The 17224-nt window shown below is 57.0% G+C and carries 14 protein-coding genes and 1 other annotated feature; of the genes, 4 read left to right on the forward strand and 10 right to left on the reverse strand.

Annotated features, from left to right (window positions below):
• Nucleotides 1-32: 32 nt before the first annotated feature.
• Nucleotides 33-1313 carry a GTPase ObgE gene (obgE, locus tag KJS55_RS03285; RefSeq protein WP_213542636.1) on the forward strand — a complete coding sequence of 427 codons (1281 nt, stop codon included), beginning with the start codon at nt 33-35 and terminating at the stop codon, nt 1311-1313.
• Nucleotides 1314-1354: 41 nt separating this feature from the next.
• Here obgE and KJS55_RS03290 read toward each other — a convergent pair whose 3' ends face one another.
• Entirely contained in the window at nt 1355-1831 is a 477-nt protein-coding gene (locus KJS55_RS03290; protein WP_228300447.1) for an HD domain-containing protein, read from the reverse strand.
• 201 nt (nt 1832-2032) lie between these two features.
• Nucleotides 2033-2277: a binding site (T-box leader), on the forward strand.
• An 87-nt stretch (nt 2278-2364) separates the two neighbouring features.
• On the opposite strand from KJS55_RS03290, the gene KJS55_RS03295 reads away from it, so the two are divergent.
• Nucleotides 2365-3735 carry a TrpB-like pyridoxal phosphate-dependent enzyme gene (locus tag KJS55_RS03295; protein WP_213542637.1) on the forward strand — a complete coding sequence of 457 codons (1371 nt, stop codon included), beginning with the start codon at nt 2365-2367 and terminating at the stop codon, nt 3733-3735.
• 183 nt (nt 3736-3918) lie between these two features.
• Here KJS55_RS03295 and KJS55_RS03300 read toward each other — a convergent pair whose 3' ends face one another.
• Both KJS55_RS03300 and KJS55_RS03305 read right to left on the reverse strand, forming a co-directional pair.
• Nucleotides 3919-5268: an MATE family efflux transporter gene (locus KJS55_RS03300; RefSeq protein ID WP_187032268.1), complete on the reverse strand. Its 1350-nt coding sequence runs from the start codon at nt 5266-5268 to the stop codon at nt 3919-3921.
• A 527-nt stretch (nt 5269-5795) separates the two neighbouring features.
• The gene (locus KJS55_RS03305; RefSeq protein ID WP_187032270.1) at nt 5796-6959 is read right to left on the reverse strand and encodes a DUF2974 domain-containing protein; all 1164 of its coding nucleotides are present in this window, start codon (nt 6957-6959) and stop codon (nt 5796-5798) included.
• 148 nt (nt 6960-7107) lie between these two features.
• On the opposite strand from KJS55_RS03305, the gene KJS55_RS03310 reads away from it, so the two are divergent.
• A complete protein-coding gene (locus tag KJS55_RS03310; RefSeq protein ID WP_187032271.1) occupies nt 7108-7719 on the forward strand; it encodes a single-stranded DNA-binding protein in 612 nt (203 codons plus the stop codon).
• A 164-nt stretch (nt 7720-7883) separates the two neighbouring features.
• On the opposite strand, the gene argF is transcribed toward KJS55_RS03310, so the two are convergent.
• The 7 genes from argF to KJS55_RS03345 all read right to left on the reverse strand — a co-directional run bounded on the left by argF (nt 7884) and on the right by KJS55_RS03345 (nt 16045).
• Nucleotides 7884-8867 carry an ornithine carbamoyltransferase gene (gene argF / locus KJS55_RS03315; RefSeq protein ID WP_187032273.1) on the reverse strand — a complete coding sequence of 328 codons (984 nt, stop codon included), beginning with the start codon at nt 8865-8867 and terminating at the stop codon, nt 7884-7886.
• Between the two features lie 64 nt (nt 8868-8931).
• Nucleotides 8932-10110, reverse strand: coding sequence for an aspartate aminotransferase family protein (locus KJS55_RS03320; protein WP_187032275.1), 1179 nt, complete (start codon nt 10108-10110; stop codon nt 8932-8934).
• Complete coding sequence (argB, locus tag KJS55_RS03325; protein ID WP_187032277.1) at nt 10107-10976, reverse strand: acetylglutamate kinase; 870 nt, start codon at nt 10974-10976, stop codon at nt 10107-10109. Before argB ends, KJS55_RS03320 begins: the two co-directional genes overlap by 4 nt.
• Before the next feature lie 43 nt (nt 10977-11019).
• Nucleotides 11020-12243 carry a bifunctional glutamate N-acetyltransferase/amino-acid acetyltransferase ArgJ gene (gene argJ, locus KJS55_RS03330; RefSeq protein WP_187032279.1) on the reverse strand — a complete coding sequence of 408 codons (1224 nt, stop codon included), beginning with the start codon at nt 12241-12243 and terminating at the stop codon, nt 11020-11022.
• A gap of 30 nt (nt 12244-12273) precedes the next feature.
• Nucleotides 12274-13209, reverse strand: a complete 936-nt coding sequence (gene argC, locus KJS55_RS03335) for an N-acetyl-gamma-glutamyl-phosphate reductase (RefSeq protein ID WP_187032281.1) — start codon at nt 13207-13209, stop codon at nt 12274-12276.
• Nucleotides 13210-13222: 13 nt separating this feature from the next.
• On the reverse strand, nt 13223-14605 hold the full coding sequence (argH, locus tag KJS55_RS03340; protein ID WP_187032283.1) for an argininosuccinate lyase: 1383 nt from the start codon (nt 14603-14605) through the stop codon (nt 13223-13225).
• 219 nt (nt 14606-14824) lie between these two features.
• Entirely contained in the window at nt 14825-16045 is a 1221-nt protein-coding gene (locus KJS55_RS03345) for an argininosuccinate synthase (RefSeq protein ID WP_187032285.1), read from the reverse strand.
• A 416-nt stretch (nt 16046-16461) separates the two neighbouring features.
• Here KJS55_RS03345 and KJS55_RS03350 point away from each other — a divergent pair, with 416 nt between their 5' ends.
• The gene (locus tag KJS55_RS03350) at nt 16462-17196 is read left to right on the forward strand and encodes a GntR family transcriptional regulator (RefSeq protein WP_187032287.1); all 735 of its coding nucleotides are present in this window, start codon (nt 16462-16464) and stop codon (nt 17194-17196) included.
• The last annotated feature ends 28 nt before the right edge of the window (nt 17197-17224 follow it).

The following is a 17224-nucleotide window of genomic DNA, read 5'->3' on the forward strand; positions in this document are numbered from 1 at the left end:
ACAAACTGATTTAAGGAATAGCGAGGTGCAACATGGCCACATCCTTCATTGACAAAGCCCGGATCACCGTGAAAGCCGGCAACGGCGGCAACGGCGTTGTCTCCTTTCACCGGGAAAAATATGTGGCCGCCGGCGGGCCGGATGGCGGCGACGGCGGCCGAGGCGGCTCTATCATCTTGCAGGTGGATGATCATATGTCCACCTTGATGGACTTTCGTTACAAGCGGAAATACACCGCCCCCAACGGTGCAGACGGCCAGGGAGGACGCCGCAGCGGGAAGGACGGCGCCGATCTTATCATCCGTGTTCCCCGGGGCACTCTGGTGCGGGACGCGGAAAGTGGTGAGATCATGCAGGACATGTCCACCTCCGAGCCCTTCACCCTCTGCCGGGGAGGGCGAGGAGGCTGGGGCAACAGCCATTTCGCAACCCCCACCCGCCAGGTCCCCCGCTTTGCCAAGGCAGGTCTTCCCGGCGAAAGCCACGACGTGGTGCTGGAGCTCAAGCTTCTGGCGGATGTGGGGCTGGTGGGCTTTCCCAACGTGGGCAAGTCCACACTTTTGAGCGTGGTATCCAAGGCACAGCCTAAAATTGCCAACTACCATTTTACCACCCTCTTCCCCAATCTAGGGGTCGTGTGGGTAGAGGATGGCGTCAGTTTCGTTATGGCAGATATCCCCGGCATCATTGAGGGTGCCAGCGAGGGCGCAGGCCTGGGCCACGACTTCCTGCGGCATGTGGACCGCTGCCGCCTGCTGATCCACGTGGTGGACGTGTCCGGCAGTGAGGGAAGAGACCCGGTGGAGGATTTTGAGGCCATCAACGCTGAGCTCCGGCAGTACAGCCCGGATTTGGCCAGCCGCCCCCAGATTGTGGCCGCCAACAAGGTGGACATCCTAGACGACCCGGAGAAGCTGGAGAAGCTCCGCACTCATGTGGAGGCCCAGGGCTACACGCTGCTGGAGATCTCCGCAGCGGCTCACCAGGGCACCCGGCAGCTGGTGCAAAAGGCAGCGGAAATGCTCTCCGTGCTGCCCCCCGTCACAGTATATGAAGCAGAATATGTGCCCAAGCCCCCGGTGGTGGACGCCTCCGCCCCATTGGATATTCAGCATGAGGACGGCGTGTGGTTCGTAGAAGGTCCCTGGCTACAACGGCTCATGGGCAATGTCAACTTTGCAGACTACGAAAGCCGCATGTGGTTTGATAAGACCCTGCGGGAGTCTGGCCTCTTCCAGCAGCTGGAAAGCCTGGGGATTCAGGATGGCGATACGGTTTCCATGTACGATTTTGAGTTTGAATATCAGCGGTGAAACATGAAGCGGCGGAGGTCCACAGACCTTCCGCCGCTTCGTTATCTGACCTTTCCCGGCAGCCCCCGCAGTAGCCATAGCCGCAGGCCGCTGGCCATCTCCCGCATAGCGCAGAGCTTATCCGCACAGCAGACCACCGCACTTTCCCAATAGCAGGGCGGTATTGGAGTCAGCGGAAACATATGCCGCCGGATAATATCCGCCTCCACCGGGTTGAGTCCAAAATCCCGCTCCGCATTCTCCATCGCCAGCCGGCCATGACAAAAACCGTGCAGCCGGTGCGCCGGATCAGGCACCCGCCAGTTATAGAGAAAATAGTCGTGAAGCAGGGCCCCGCGGACCAGGCTTCGCATATCTATATGCAGCCCCAGCCGCGCAGCAATCCAAACGCTCAGGAGCGCCACTGCCACAGAGTGGTCAAAGCAGTTTACATAGCCATGCTGCGGGATACTCCGCTCTCTTTCCATCCCCGGGGAGGTCAGAATGTCTCTTCCATGCTTCCATAACAGCTCCTCCATCTCCGTTCCGCCTCCTTTGCTGATATCTCATGATACCCAGTCACCCGCCTCTTGTCCAGAGAAAAGATGCCTAGAGATAGCCACAATATTTTTTATATATTTGTGCAAAATCAGCTGTATATTTCTTTCTAATTTGGAAAATCCATGGAATTTATTTTTTTCTCTTGACACAGAGTACTATTTGGGCGTAAACTCTGCCCAAGCAAACCGATGACGCAGACGAGTACACGGATGTCCTTTTTCCAAGAGAGCCGCCGGTGGTGGGATGGCGGTAAAGAGGACCCCGCCGAATGGACTGCAGAGGGCGGACTGAACGGGATTCCCAGTAAGTACCGACGGGCTTTTCCCCCGTTACCAAGGAAAGACGTGTGTTGGCACGTCGCTGAGTGGGCGAGCTTTCGCCAATTTGGGTGGCACCGCAGAAGTTTCAGACTTTTGTCCCAAAGAGACCTGCCAGGGCTCTTTTGATGGGATGAAGGTCTTTTTTTGATGTCTCCCATTGGAATGGGCCGATTTTGAAAGGAGTCAGCACCATGGAAAACAAGAACATCCCCTACAAGATCTATCTCTCCGAGGACGAGATGCCGAAGACCTGGTACAATGTGCGGGCTGACATGAGTCATAAGCCCGCTCCCCTGGTGAATCCAGGCACCGGAGCACCCATGGGCTTTGAAGACCTGCGCCCTGTGTTCTGCGACGAGTTGATCCGCCAGGAGCTGGACAACGACACCCGGGAAATTCCCATTCCCCAGGAAATCCGGAACTTCTACAAGATGTATCGCCCCTCACCCCTGGTCCGGGCCTACTGCCTGGAGGAAAAGCTGCAGACCCCTGCGAAAATCTACTATAAGTTCGAGGGCAACAACACCTCTGGCTCCCACAAGCTGAACTCTGCTATCGCCCAGGCATATTATGCCAAGGCACAGGGTCTCAAGGGCGTCACCACGGAGACTGGCGCCGGACAGTGGGGCACGGCTCTCTCCATGGCCTGTGCGTATCTGAATCTGGACTGCCAGGTATACATGGTCAAGGTCAGCTATGAGCAAAAACCCTTCCGCCGGGAAGTTATGCGGACCTATGGCGCCTCCGTGACCCCCTCTCCCTCCGAGCTCACCAGCGTTGGCCGCGCCATCTTAAAAGAGCATCCCGGTACCACCGGCTCCCTAGGCTGTGCCATCTCCGAGGCAGTGGAGGCCGCCGCCAGCCAAGACGGTTATCGTTATGTACTGGGGAGCGTGCTCAACCAAGTCCTGCTGCACCAGTCCGTCATTGGTCTGGAGGCCAAGGTCGCGCTGGATAAGTACGGCGTAGTGCCAGATATCATTATCGGCTGCGCCGGCGGCGGCAGCAACTTGGGCGGTCTGATCTCCCCTTTCATGGGCCAGCAGCTCCGGGGAGAGCGGAACTACCGCTTCATCGCGGTGGAACCCGCCTCCTGCCCCAGCTTTACCCGGGGAAAGTTCGCCTACGACTTCTGCGACACCGGCAAGGTCTGCCCTCTGGCCAAGATGTACACCCTGGGCAGCGGTTTCATTCCCTCTGCCAACCATGCCGGAGGCCTGCGTTATCATGGCATGAGCCCGGTTCTCTCCCAGCTCTACCACGATGGGTACCTGGAGGCCCGTGCTGTGGAGCAGACCAAGGTCTTTGAGGCGGCTGAGCAGTTTGCCCGGGTAGAGGGCATCCTTCCCGCCCCTGAGTCCAGCCATGCCATCCGGGTGGCCATCGACGAGGCCCTGAAATGCAAGGAGACCGGCGAGGAGAAAACCATTCTCTTCGGTCTGACCGGCACCGGCTATTTTGATATGGTGGCATATGAGAAGTTCCACAATGGCGAGATGACCGACTACATTCCCAGCGACGAGGAACTAGCAGCCAGTTTCGCGCAGCTGCCCCAGCTGTAAAAATACACCCCCTGCTTTTGCCAACCATAGAGGGCCAACAGCTGCCGGGAGCGCCTATATAGGCGCTCCCGGCAGCTGTTTTTGGAGACAGGCAGTTTCGCCTCATGGGCCCCTTTGGGGAAAGGAAAGCACTTGCATTTCCTCGGATACATAATATCCGAAAATCTCTTGACTGCCCGCAGTCTAGGTAGCCGCGCTCTCTGCTTGCCTGTGCTTGCTCCGCAAAAAAACAAGTATGCACAGCGTAATCTGAACGGCAGTGGAGGCCGGCGTGGAGAGGCCCAGGTGAAACAGCGATTCCGGAAATGCCCGACTCATCAAAAATGCCATCGGCAGACGGACGCCCAAAGCGCCGATCATCCCCTGCGCCATCACAAACAGTGTCCGCCCATGGCCATTGAAATAGCCGATGAAGCAAAAGAGGAAGCTGGTCAGCAGGCAGTCGATGGCATAGGCCTTCAGGTATTCCGCCGCCGCCGCGATCACCTCCGTGTCCTTGGCAAAGATTCCCGTCAAAACATCGCCGTGGAAAAAGGTGCCCCAACACATCACAAGCCCCGCCGCCAGCGAGGAGAGCACTCCATACAGCAGAACCCTCCGCGCCCGGTCTTCCCGGCTGGCACCCACATTCTGTGCAACAAAAGCCGTCATGGACTGCCCGTAGGCAGAGGGCACCATCATCACAAAGCCGCACAGCTTTTCCGCCACGCCAACGCCCGCAGAAGGGATAGTCCCCATGTGATTCGCAATGGCAATAATGACCAGAAAGGAGATGTTCACCAGCAGATCTTGCAGTGCTACTGGACTTCCCAGTTTCACGATTCTGCCAATCACCGTCTTGTCAAACCGGATGTCTTCTCGCTTCATAATAAAAGGCAACGATCTGCGGCGGATGATCAGCAGTGACAGCACCACACTCACCGCCTGGGCTAACACTGTGGCAATGGCCGCGCCCGCCACCCCCAGTCCAAAGCCGCCCACCAACAGCAAATCGCCGGCAATGTTGCACACACAGGCAATCGTTACCGTGATCAGGGGCATCCTGGAGTCTCCCAGCCCCCGAAAAATGCTGCCCAGCAGATTATAGGCCACGATGAACAGCGCGCCGGAGGAGCAGATACGAAGATAGGTCACTGTACCAGAAAACGCATCTGTGGGAGCGTGCATCAGCACAGCAAGCTGCGGTGCGGTCGCAAGCAGGATGGCGGTCATCAGCAGTGCCACTACTGAAAAAAGGCAAATGCCTCCTCCTACCGCTTTTCCGGCCTCCTCCGGTCTTCCCTCTCCGATTCTCTGTCCCAGCAGCACAGTAACGCCCATGGAAAGCCCTGTAACCACAATGGTCACTGTCTGCATCAGTTGGCTACCTGTAGACACGGCGGAGATATCTGCGGCTGTGCCGAACATCCCTACCACCTGCAGGTCCACCGCGCCGTACATGGTCTGGAGCAGCAGCGCCAGCAGTACCGGAATTGCAAATTTCAGCAGGGCCGGCAGGATGGGGCCCTGTGTAAAATCATGCTTTTTCTCCATAGCTACCTCCCAAAGAAGGGCAAAGAAAAAGCCGGACAAGATATCCAGGCGCCACCTGGCATCTTATCCAGCTCTGCGGCTGCGGCCGCAAGCCCTCCGATGAACGGTTTTCATCTTAACATCATCCAAATGCTTTGTCAAGCCCTGTCGCCATGACTTCCTGCCCGGGCTTCCCCTCTAGTTTCTTTGAGCAAATCCCTCCATATGTCAAAATCTCTTCCGCAGCGGCAGTGCTGGATGTTCCATTTGTGTCCGCGTTCGATGAGGTTCGGCATCTGATCCAGGAGGGGCCCCTACTCCCCCTCATGATATGGTTCCAGACGTCGGCCTCTTTCAGACGTTTCCCTTTCCCCATCAGCAAAACAGGATGACCAGAGAAGCCATGCAGAATTCGTTGAGCAGTGAGCCAGATTCAGCAGCATCTTCCACTGTCTCCTGTGTGCGGAGGCCTGCCACCTCTCCACCGCTTTTTTCATTCCTCGCAGGCCATCCCCATGTATGACGGCTTTCCGCGGGGAGTCTGGCCGTTATGATTCCTCTTTCTTTTTCAGCGACCATCTTTTCAGCAAAGGCTTTTTCTCCTCCTGAATGCCCTCCAAAACCATGCGCAGATTGCTTTTAAACAGGATTCCCAGAAACCGCAGCAGGCCGTCCCGTGTCTCCTTATCCAGTTCTGCCATGGCCTTGGCCATGGCGCCGGTGGCTTTGAGACTGTCGGTTTTGAGGTCTGTCAGCGTCACCGCGCCAGTGGCGCCTAGAACACTGAAAAGCGCATCCACAAATTTTGCCCGCTGTTCTACCGGCATCTCATGGACCCATTTGCGCAGTTCTTGGTCACTCAGATGTGCCTGCCGGCTCACTTGATGCAACGTCACAAAGTGGTCGCCCATCACCTGCCAGGAAAAGCCATCATGCTGCAAAAAACCCAACTGATCGCTGTCCACCACCGTGTAATCCTCTTCGTGCTCCAACAGCATTCCCACCACAGAGGACTTGGGTACAATAGAATAGATGCGCTCCGCAATACGGCGGTGCTGAGGCAGGTCCAGCAGGTCCGTGTGGAAGCCAGGGCCATCATTGGACCAGACGGCGGCAATGCGCCTCTGCACGGCTGCCGGACAGAACACCCCGGCGTACACTGCCAGATTTCCTCCTTTAGAATGTCCCCCCAGCCGGAGCTTTTTCCTGGGAAACTGCCGGGCTACCTCCTCCACATATTGAAGCGCTTTTTTCTGAGCCGGAACCTCTGGCATACAGGCCAGCTCAAAATCCTCCCGCCAGCCAGCCAGCGTGTCATCCGTTCCTCGGAACGAGAGATATAAGCGCCCGTCCCCTGTCTCAATCGTCAAGGCAGCGAACTGCTCCCCCTTGCCCACATCCAGCCAGTCCACAAAGCAGTTCAGCCGCATCTCTCCAAACCGGCGGGAGTCCGCCATGCGCCGCAGCATATTGGGAATTTCATCGGGCACCAGCACGCCCATGTCGATCTTCTCTCCCTCCTGAAAGCGGGAAAAAAAGCTCTCTGCCGCATACCGCAGCTCCACGCTCTTTCCGCTCCCTGGGGACGGCACAATCTCCTGAAAATCCACAAAGGACAGCTCTGATAAAATCAGGTTATCCACTTCGTTGAAGGGGGACTGTTCCAGGGTCAAATCCCCCCTCCAATCCAAATAGTCCATCAGATTTGCCATTTGTGTACCTCCTTCGCATTTGACAGATAGCTTCAGTATACCCCATCTTTTCCATCCGCCACAAGGGCCGCTATAAATTTTCCCTCTTCTGGTCTATCTCTCTTCCCTGCCTCATAGGATATTCCATCACAACCGAGAGGTGGGCAACATGACAACACCAAGCCAAAATGAAGTGCTGCTGGAGGGAACCCCTCTGGCGTCGCCGGAGTGGTCCCACGAAAATCACGGCACACACTTTTACCGCTTTTTTCTGCAGGTCCCTCGTCTCTCCGGCACGCCGGACATCCTGCCAGTATTATTGGCGGAACCCCAAGCAAGCCTGATCGAGGCGGGCATCCCCGTCCGCATTCAGGGCCAGATGCGCTCGTTCAACAATCGCTCCGGCGTTGGGAATCGCCTGGTCCTGACAGTCTATGGGCAGACCATTCAGCCGGGATCAGGTGAGTCCTGCAATCACATTGTTCTCTCCGGCTCTTTATGCAAGCCTCCCATTTTCCGCCGTACCCCTCTGGGCCGCAGCATCTGTGATCTGATGCTGGCGGTTCCCCGTCGGTATGGCCGGGCTGATTATCTGCCGGTGATTGCCTGGGGACAGCTGGCAGTCCAGGCCAATGAACTGCAGGTAGGCGACGCCATTTCCCTGGAGGGCCGGGTACAGAGCCGTACATATCACAAGATCACCGATGCCGGCGCAGAGGAGCGGGTTGCCTACGAGGTGTCTATGATGCACCTTTTAGCCCCTTCCTCCATCACTCCTTAGCGGGGAGGAGCTGGTTTCACAAAAAGGAAGCGCAAGACCATACTTGTCAGGGGCGGGCCGCACCACTTGATTGTGTGGACATGAGCCCTGCCAATCGCCTTTTGTGCTTCAATTCCTATTTTTAAAAGCCGGAGAAGGAACTTGCCTTCTCCGGCTTTTTTCATCTATTTCATGAGCTCATACATCACCGCTTTAATCGTGTGCATCCGATTCTCCGCCTCGTCAAAGACAATGGACTGATCCGATTCAAACACTTCATCAGTCACCTCCATGGCATCCCGTCCAAAACGCTCGCCCATCTCACGCCCCACTTCCGTCTTGTGGTCGTGATAGGCTGGCAGGCAGTGCATGAAACGGCATTGCGGTCCGGCGTTGTCCATCAGGGCCTTTGTCACCTGATAGGGTCCCAGCGCTGCGATCCGCTCTTCCCAGACCTCCACCGGCTCTCCCATGGAAACCCACACGTCCGTATAAAGTACATCCGCACCGCGGGTAGCCATCATGGGGTCCTCCAGAAATTCTAGCACTGCGCCGGTCTCCCGGGCGATGGCCTTGCAGGTCTCAATCAGGCTCTGTTCCGGCATAAATGCCTTAGGTGCGCAGGCCACAAAGTGCATCCCCATCTTGGCACAGCCCACCATGAGGCTGTTGCCCATATTATAGCGGGCATCGCCTAAATAGACCAGCTTCATGCCTTGCAGGCGTCCAAAATGCTCCTGAATGGTCAAAAAATCCGCCAGAATCTGGGTGGGATGAAACTCATTGGTCAATCCGTTAAATACTGGCACACCGGCATACTCCGCCAGTTCTTCCACGACTGTCTGTCCAAAGCCACGGTACTCAATGCCGTCGTACATCCGGCCCAGAACCCGGGCAGTGTCCGCGATGGACTCCTTCACGCCGATCTGGCTGCCGGTGGGGCCCAGATAGGTGCTGCCCATCCCTAAATCCTGGGCCGCCACCTCAAAGGCACAGCGGGTGCGGGTGGAGGTCTTCTCAAAGATCAGCGCCACATTCTTTCCCTCCAGATAGCGGTGGGGAATACCAGCCTTTTTCTTGGCCTTCAAATCGGCAGCGGTCGCCAGGAATTGTTGAATCTCAGCGGGAGTAAAATCCAACAGCTTCAAAAAATGGGTGTGATGTTCCATATTCTTCCTTTCCATGAGCGCCCACGCTGGCTGATTGGCACTGGCGGCGCTTCATTCTTAAAAATCAGCCCAGGGTTTCCCTCATGATGGCCAGGCCTCGGTCCATTTCCTCCTTGGTGATCACCAGCGGCGGCAGCAGGCGCATGCCGGGACCGGCGGTCAGCACCAGCAGCCCATGCTCAATGAGCCTGGCGGCGATCTCCTTATTGGTATATCCGTCCCGGACCTCGATGCCGATCATCAGTCCCATGCCCCGGGTCTTCCCAAAGCAGGGCAGTCCCATGGACTCAATCTGGTTTTGCAAATATGTGCCCTTGGCCTGGACATCCTCTAAAAAGGCATCTGTCAGCGTGTTTTGTACCACGAGACCCGCTGCGGCACACACAGGATTTCCGCCGAAGGTGGTGGCGTGCATCCCGGGGCCTAATACGTCCCGGCACTTTTCGTTTGCCAGGATGCCGCTCATGGGCAGTCCCCCGGCAATGCCCTTGGCAAAGGACACCACATCTGGTGTTACACCATACTGTTGGAAGGCAAACAGCGTTCCTGTCCGGCCGACGCCGGTCTGCACTTCGTCCACCAGCAGCAGCCAGTCCCGCTCCCGGCAAAGCCTTGCAACTGCCTGCACGTAGTCCTGGTCCAAGGGCAGCACGCCGCCCTCCCCCTGGACAAGCTCCACCATCACCGCGCACACATCTTCCCCGGCCTCGGCTTTCAAAGACTCCAGGCTGTTGGCGTCGGCATAGCGGAATCCCTCTGTAAAAGGAAAGAAATAGTTGTGAAAGACCTCCTGGCCCGTGGCCACCAGGGTGGTGATGGTGCGGCCGTGAAAGGAGTTGTTCAGGGTGATGATGGTGGCACGGCCTTTGCCATACTTGTCAAAACTGTACTTTCTTGCCAGCTTGATCATACCCTCGTTGGCCTCTCCGCCGCCGTTTGCAAAAAACGCACAGCTCATACCAGTACGCTGGCACAGAGTCTGCGCCAGCTTGGCCGGAGGTTCTGTGTAGAATAAATTAGAGATATGGCCTAATTTATTGGACTGTTTTGCAATTGCGTCTACCCAGGGCTGATAGCCATATCCCATATCTGAGACGCCAATCCCGCTGGTGAAGTCGATGTACTCCCGGCCCTCCGGGTCGTAGAGCCGCGCACCCTCCCCGTGGTCAATGGCCACCGGAAAGCGGCCGTAGGTATGCATCATATACTGATCTGTCAAAGTTCTGATTTCCTGACTGGTCATGCGCTGTGCGCCTCCTTTTTCAGCATGGTGCCGATTCCCTCATCGCTGAGCAGCTCAATCAAAATAGAGTGGGGAATCCGCCCGTCCAAAATATGCACCCGCTCCACACCGCCGGCAATCGCATCCACGCAGCACTCCATCTTGGGAATCATGCCGCCTGAGATCACACCGGAGGCTACCAGACCCGGGACCTCGTAGGTATGGACCACGTGGATCAGCGTTTCTTCGTCCTGGGGGTCCCGCAGCAAGCCCCGCACATCCGTCAGCAAAATCAGCTTCTCCGCATGAAGGGCTTCTGCCAGCTTGGCCGCGGCGGTATCGGCGTTGATATTATAGGCGGTGTCGGCATCCATTCCCTGGGCCACGGTGGACACCACCGGAATATAGCCAGTGGAGAGGGCGTTGATCACCGGGTCCGGGTTCACCTCCATAATCCGGCCCACCAGCCCGTACTTCTCATTCAGACATTCCGCCTGGAACAGCTCTCCATCCATGCCGCAAAGTCCCACGGCCCGACCACCCAGCCGGTTCAGCTGGGCAACCAGATTTTTGTTGACCTTGCCGCACAGCACGGACTGCACAATATCCATGGTAGTCTCGTCTGTATAGCGCAGCCCGTCCACAAAATGAGTCTCATGCCCCACCCTTTTGAGCATCTCACTGATCTCAGGACCACCGCCGTGAACCACCACTACCCGGATTCCCACCAAGCTCAGCAGGATGATGTCACACATGACGGCCCGCCGCAACTCCTCAGAGATCATGGCATTGCCGCCATATTTGACAACAATGGTCTTTCCAGTAAACTTCTGAATATAGGGCAGAGCCTCCACCAAAGTCTTGGCCTGCTGCGCATGAGAGGACATGTTGATCAAACCTTTCCGCTTGAATTTCAACGGACTGCCGGACTTAAGTCCGGTAATCTCCATTGATCTTGATATAATCATAGGTGATGTCGCAGCCCCAGCAGGTGCATGCACCGTTTCCCTCACCCATGGCGACGGCAATCGTCACATCGTGTTCCGTCAGGATTCGCTTGGCGGCCTCTTCGTCAAAGTCCAGCCCCCGTCCCTGGGCACAGACGGCAACGCTGCCCGCCGCACTGATAAAGGATACGTCCACCTTGTCCGGATCAAAGGCCTCTCCGGAATAGCCCATTGCACAGAGGACCCGGCCCCAATTGGCGTCGGCGCCAAAAATGGCGGCCTTGGTCAGGGTGGAGGAGATCACCGACTTTGCAATCCGCTCCGCCTGCGCCTCGTCAGTTGCGCCCTCCACGGTGCAGGTGATCATATGCTTGGCACCCTCGCCGTCGGCGGCGATCCGGCGGGCCATTTCCACGCACAAGGCCCGAAGCGCCTCCAGGAAGGCATCGTAATCCGCTCCCTGACTGGTGATGGAGGGGTTTCCGGCAAGGCCGTTGGCCAGCACCAGGCAGGTGTCGTTGGTGGAGGTGTCCCCGTCCACGCTGATGCGGTTGAAGCTGACTCGAGTGACCTCCAACAGTGCTTCCCGAATCATCTCTGAAGAAATGTCGCAATCAGTGGTCAAAAAGCACAACATTGTACCCATATTAGGATGAATCATGCCGCTCCCCTTGGCAATGCCGCCGATACGGACAATCTTTCCACCGATGCTAGTTTCCACCGCCGCCTCCTTTTTCACCGTGTCGGTGGTCATGATGGCGTGGGCTGCCGCATCGCTCCCCTCTGCAGAGTGAACCAGAGTCCTGCAGAGCTCCGGTATGCCGTTTTCAATCACCTGGACGTTCAGCGTCTGACCGATAACGCCAGTGGAAGACACTAGCACGTCCTCCGGCGCGCAGCCGATGGCGGCCGCCGCCGCCGCGCACATCCGCTCCGCGTTTTCCTCGCCATTGGGAGCACAAGCGTTGGCATTCCCGCTGTTGGCAATCACCGCCCGGGCTCTGCCATCCGCAAGATGCCGCCGATCCACATGGATAGGCGCCGCCTTGACGACATTCTTTGTGAACACCGCGGCTGCGGCACACTCCACGTCGGAGACAATGAGGGCCACGTCCTTCTTCCACGCGGCGCGGGTCTTGACCCCCACATGGATGCCTCCCGCCCGGAAGCCCTGGGCGGCGCACACGCCCCCGTCAATGAATTTCATAGGTATTCCTCCTTCTTGGGAATCATGCATTTACAGGTTCAGTCCCGTGGTCTCCGGGAAACCCAGCATCAAATTCATGTTCTGCACCGCCGCGCCGCTGGCCCCCTTGCCCAAGTTGTCAAAGAGGGCGGTGACGGTCGTGTGGGTCTCGTTCCCGCACACCACCAGCGTCAGCGTGTCCCGGCCTGCCAAGGTGTTGGCGGCCAGCATGGGGGTCTCTCCGCCCAAGGGCGCCACATGGATGAAAGCCTGGTCTCGGTAGTAATCCGCCAACGTCTCCCAAACCGCCTTCGCACTCTTGCCGCAGGAGAGCAGGTCGTTGTGGAGGGAGATCGTGGTGGCCATGCCCTTGTAGTAGTCGTCTACAACCGGGCTAAACACCGGCGGGCGGGTCAGGCCGCAGCGAAGCTGCATCTCCGGCAGGTGCTTGTGGCGGAGGTTCAGCCCATAGATCCGGGGGCTGTACAGCGCCCCGCCCTTCTCGCCCTCATATTCCGCGATCATCTTCTTGCCGCCGCCGGAGTAACCGGTGAGGGAGAAGCAGGTCAGGGGGTAGTCCTTTGGGAGCACCCCCATGGCCGACAAGGGGTAGACGCTGGAGATGAAGCCGGTGGCGTGACAGCCGGGGTTGCTGACCCGCTTGCTCTTGCAGATCAGCGCGCGGTGGAGCTGGGACAGCTCCGGAAAGCCGTAGGCCCAGTCCTGCGCGGTGCGGTGGGCAGTGGAGGCGTCGATGATGCGGGTCGCCGGATTCTCCACCATGCTTACCGCCTCCCGGGCAGCGTCGTCCGGCAGGCACAAAAACACCAGGTCCGCTTCGTTGAGGAATTTCTTCCGCTCCGCCGGGTCCTTGCGCTTATCCTCGTCGATGAGCAGCAGCTCAATGTCCGCCCGGGCCGCCAGACGGTCGTAAATCTGGAGGCCGGTGGTGCCCTCCTTGCCGTCAATATATACCTTGGGTTTCATGGGGCCTCTCTCCTTATTTGGAACGGGCCTTGATGAAGGCCGTGATTTCCTCAATCTGCCGCTTTGTCTCGCTGACAGCGGGTCCGCCGTAGCTCCCTCGCAGGGCCATGCAGTTCTCCAGATTCAGTGCGTCATAGACATCCGATTCAAAGAGGTCCGACACCTCCCGCAGCTCCTCCAACGTCAGCTCCTCCAGGGTCTTGCCTTTTTGCCCGCAGGCGGCCACCAGCTGCCCCACCACTGTGTAGGCATCCCGGAAGGGCATACCCTTTTTCGTGAGATAGTCGGCGCAGTCGGTAGCGTTGATAAAGCCCTTTCCCGCCGCTGCGCGCATGTTGTCGGTGTGGACGGTCATGGTGTCCAGCATGGCGGCGAACACCGGCAGGCACATCTCCACTGTGTCCACGGCGTCAAATACCGGCTCCTTGTCCTCCTGCATGTCCTTGTTATAGGCCAGGGGCAGGCCCTTCATCACCGTCAGCAGGCTCATGAGATCGCCGTACACCCGGCCTGTCTTGCCCCGGACCAGCTCCGCCACGTCCGGGTTCTTCTTCTGGGGCATGATGGAGCTACCGGTGGCGTAAGCGTCGTCCAGCTCGATGAACTTGAATTCCCAGCTGCACCAGAGGATGATCTCCTCGGAAAAACGGGACAGGTGCATCATCAAAATGGAGAGGGCCGAGAGCAGCTCCAGCGCGTAGTCCCGGTCGGAGACGCCGTCCAGGGAGTTGCCCATGGGGGCTTCAAAGCCCAGCGCCTTCGCGGTCTGATGGCGGTCGATGGGATAGGTGGTCCCTGCCAGAGCGCCGCTTCCCAGAGGGCACTCGTTCAGTCGCTCCGCACAGTCCTCCAGCCGGGTGACGTCCCGTCGGAACATAGCGGCGTAGGCCAAGAGGTGCTGGGCAAAGGAGATGGGCTGTGCCCGCTGCAAATGGGTGTACCCCGGCATGACGGCGGTCTGGTACTTCCCGGCCTGCCGGCACAGCACCTCCATCAGGCCTAGAATTTCCCCCGTAATCACGGGAATCTGCTCCCGCACATACATCCGAAAGTCCAGCGCCACCTGATCGTTTCGAGACCGGGCGGTGTGGAGCCGCTTGCCGGCCTCACCGATGCGGGCGGTGAGCAGGGCCTCCACGTTCATATGAATATCCTCATTGTCAGCGGTGAAGGCGATTTTCCCCGCCTCTGCGTCGGCCAGGATGCCTCGCAGCCCCTGGATAATGGCGTCGGTGTCCTCCCGGGAGATGATTCCCCGGTCCGCCAGCATGGCGGCATGGGCCATGGAACCGGTGATATCCTCCTTGTACAGCCGCTGGTCAAAGGAGATCGATGCGTTCAGTTCATTTACAAGGGCGTCGGTGTCCTTGCCGAAGCGCCCAGACCAGAGTTTCATCGTGCTCGTTCCTTTCATCCAAGAGACGGGACGAAGATGCTTCCCCGTCCCGCTCCCGTATTTTCTATCGTCATGTTGAAACGTTCCCGCCATTTTTTGATCATGTTCTGCGGGACATATTCCTGTTGAACATCCCCCAGTCTCGGCAAGCCCAGATGGGCGATTGCCTGGAACGCCGCCCGTGAAGATCGCTCACTGGCATGGAGGCCCCTCGGGAGATCAGAGCTTTCCCTGCTCCCGCAGCGCCAGCACCGTGTCGGGCAGGCCCCAGAGGTTGATGAAGCCCGTGGCGTTGGTCTGATCGTAGGAACTCTCGTTGAATGTCACCAGCTCCTCGGAATACAGGGAATCCGGAGAGGTGATGGAGGAGGTGATGATATTGCCCTTGTAGAGCTTGAGCTTCACCGTGCCGGTGACGTGCTCCTGAGTCTTGTCGGCAAAGGCGCTCAGAGCCTCCCGCAGGGGGGTAAACCACTTGCCGTTGTAGATGAGATCCGCAAAGTCCACCGCCAGCTTGCTCTTCATGTGGGCAGTGTCCTTGTCGATGGTGATCATCTCCAGGCACTGATGGGCCTTGTAGAGGATCGTGCCGCCGGGAGTCTCATATACGCCACGGTCCTTCATGCCCACCAGCCGGTTCTCCACAATATCCAGCAGGCCGATGCCGTTCTCGCCGCCCAAGCGGTTGAGCTTGCGGATGATGTCGCTGGCCTTCATCTTTTCTCCGTCGATGGCCACCGGCACACCTTTTTCAAAGTCCAGCGTCACATATGTAGCCTGGTCAGGGGCCATGGCAGGACTCACGCCCATCTCCAGGAAGCCGGGCTTATCGTACTGAGGCTCGTTGGCGGGGTCCTCCAGGTCCAGCCCCTCGTGGCTCAGGTGCCAGAGGTTCTTATCTTTAGAGTAGTTGGTCTCCCGGGAGATCTTCAGCGGCACATTATGGGCCTCAGCGTAATCGATCTCCTCGTCCCGGCCCTTGATGTCCCACTCCCGCCAGGGGGCGATGATGGTCATGTCGGGGGCAAAGCGCTTGATGGTCAGCTCAAAGCGGACCTGGTCGTTGCCCTTGCCGGTGCAGCCATGGGCGATGGCGTCCGCGCCCTCGGCCTTGGCGATCTCCACCAGCTTTTTAGCAATGATGGGCCGGGCAAACGCGGTGCCCAGCAAGTACTGCTCATAGCTAGCACCCATTTTCATGGAAGGAATGATGACATCGTCCACCATCTCATCCACCAGGTCCGCCACGTACAGCTTGCTGGCGCCAGTCTTAAGCGCTTTCTCCTCTAGGCCCTCCAACTCGTCGTTCTGGCCCACGTCGCCAGCCACGGCGATGATCTCAGGGTTGTTGTAGTTCTCCTTCAGCCAAGGGATGATGATAGAAGTATCCAGACCTCCGGAATAGGCCAGCACAATTTTTTTAATCTCTTTCTGTTTCATGGCGGAAATCCTCCGTTCGTCTTGTTTGATGATGAATGCATTATACTCCCATTATGAATAATTATTCAAGCGTCATCTTGCACAACATTTCTGTAGACATTTGGTTAATTTTGCATACTATTACTATTCTATAATTTGTTTTTTCAAGGCTATCCCTTTGTGCCCCGCTCTGCCTTTTGCTTATTACGCCCACGGCAGGCAATTTTGTTTTTGCATATTCTTTCGGATATATTCATTTTTTATGCATTTTGCCATTCCATTGCACCAATATCCAAACTCTTGGAGGATTCTGTTACAAATTTGTGCACAAATTAGTTTCAAAAAACGACAAAGCAATTGCAAACAGATGCTTGATATGATAGAGTATAAAAATGGATAATTGCTTTTGCAATTAACGCAGGAGAGGGAATGGTATCGTGAGAAATACGACAAGAATTGTTAACCGGGATCTTGTATACAATGACATCCTGGATAAAATTCAATACTGCGAATGGACGCCGGGCATGCCAATCAGCGAGGCCATGCTCTCCGAGCTGTTTCAGGTCAGCCGGACGCCAGTTCGGGAGGCGCTCTTTTTGCTCTCACAAAATGGTTTTGTGGACATTCAGCCCCAAGTCGGCAGCTTTGTCTCCAAAATCGACATTAAGCGGATTCGGGAGATCCAGTATCTCCGCTACTATGTGGAAACCCCCATTCTGACGGAGCTTGCTGTGAAAAAAACACCAATTCCAGAGAGTCTGGAGAAGCTCTTGCTGTTAGAGGAGTTTTCGGCCAAAAAAGAGAAGTGGGCGGACTGTGTGCAACTGGACTATTCCATTCACGAGGAGCTGTTTACTCTGGCCAATCACCAGGAGATCTGGAATCTGATTCGTCCAGAGCTACCTCATTATACCAGAATCCGCTTTTTTGAGTCTAACCACACGGAGTTCAAGGGCGATCCGCCCCGAACTCTGGTCGAGCATCAACACATCATTTCCTGTATCGCCAACGGGGATGTCAACGGTCTTCACGAGGCGTTGGATTCTCACTATCATCATATTGTAAAGCCCAACGACAAGTACAAAACTGTGAATATCCAAAGCTACCAGTATGAGCGCATCTTGCAGTATCCGGATTATTTTATCAATTTGGATATGTTGAACAGCACCTGAAAAACGCATCGGCCCCGCAGAAGATTTC

The sequence above is a fragment of the Pusillibacter faecalis genome, assembly GCF_018408705.1.
Taxonomy (GTDB): domain Bacteria; phylum Bacillota; class Clostridia; order Oscillospirales; family Oscillospiraceae; genus Oscillibacter; species Oscillibacter faecalis.

What these genes read in the sequence shown, in the direction of transcription:
- obgE (WP_213542636.1), top strand. Translation starts at nt 33, where the DNA reads ATGGCCACATCCTTCATTGACAAAGCCCGGATCACCGTGAAAGCCGGC.
- KJS55_RS03290 (WP_228300447.1), bottom strand. Translation starts at nt 1,831, where the DNA reads ATGGAGGAGCTGTTATGGAAGCATGGAAGAGACATTCTGACCTCCCCG.
- KJS55_RS03295 (WP_213542637.1), top strand. Translation starts at nt 2,365, where the DNA reads ATGGAAAACAAGAACATCCCCTACAAGATCTATCTCTCCGAGGACGAG.
- KJS55_RS03300 (WP_187032268.1), bottom strand. Translation starts at nt 5,268, where the DNA reads ATGGAGAAAAAGCATGATTTTACACAGGGCCCCATCCTGCCGGCCCTG.
- KJS55_RS03305 (WP_187032270.1), bottom strand. Translation starts at nt 6,959, where the DNA reads ATGGCAAATCTGATGGACTATTTGGATTGGAGGGGGGATTTGACCCTG.
- KJS55_RS03310 (WP_187032271.1), top strand. Translation starts at nt 7,108, where the DNA reads ATGACAACACCAAGCCAAAATGAAGTGCTGCTGGAGGGAACCCCTCTG.
- argF (WP_187032273.1), bottom strand. Translation starts at nt 8,867, where the DNA reads ATGGAACATCACACCCATTTTTTGAAGCTGTTGGATTTTACTCCCGCT.
- KJS55_RS03320 (WP_187032275.1), bottom strand. Translation starts at nt 10,110, where the DNA reads ATGACCAGTCAGGAAATCAGAACTTTGACAGATCAGTATATGATGCAT.
- argB (WP_187032277.1), bottom strand. Translation starts at nt 10,976, where the DNA reads ATGTCCTCTCATGCGCAGCAGGCCAAGACTTTGGTGGAGGCTCTGCCC.
- argJ (WP_187032279.1), bottom strand. Translation starts at nt 12,243, where the DNA reads ATGAAATTCATTGACGGGGGCGTGTGCGCCGCCCAGGGCTTCCGGGCG.
- argC (WP_187032281.1), bottom strand. Translation starts at nt 13,209, where the DNA reads ATGAAACCCAAGGTATATATTGACGGCAAGGAGGGCACCACCGGCCTC.
- argH (WP_187032283.1), bottom strand. Translation starts at nt 14,605, where the DNA reads ATGAAACTCTGGTCTGGGCGCTTCGGCAAGGACACCGACGCCCTTGTA.
- KJS55_RS03345 (WP_187032285.1), bottom strand. Translation starts at nt 16,045, where the DNA reads ATGAAACAGAAAGAGATTAAAAAAATTGTGCTGGCCTATTCCGGAGGT.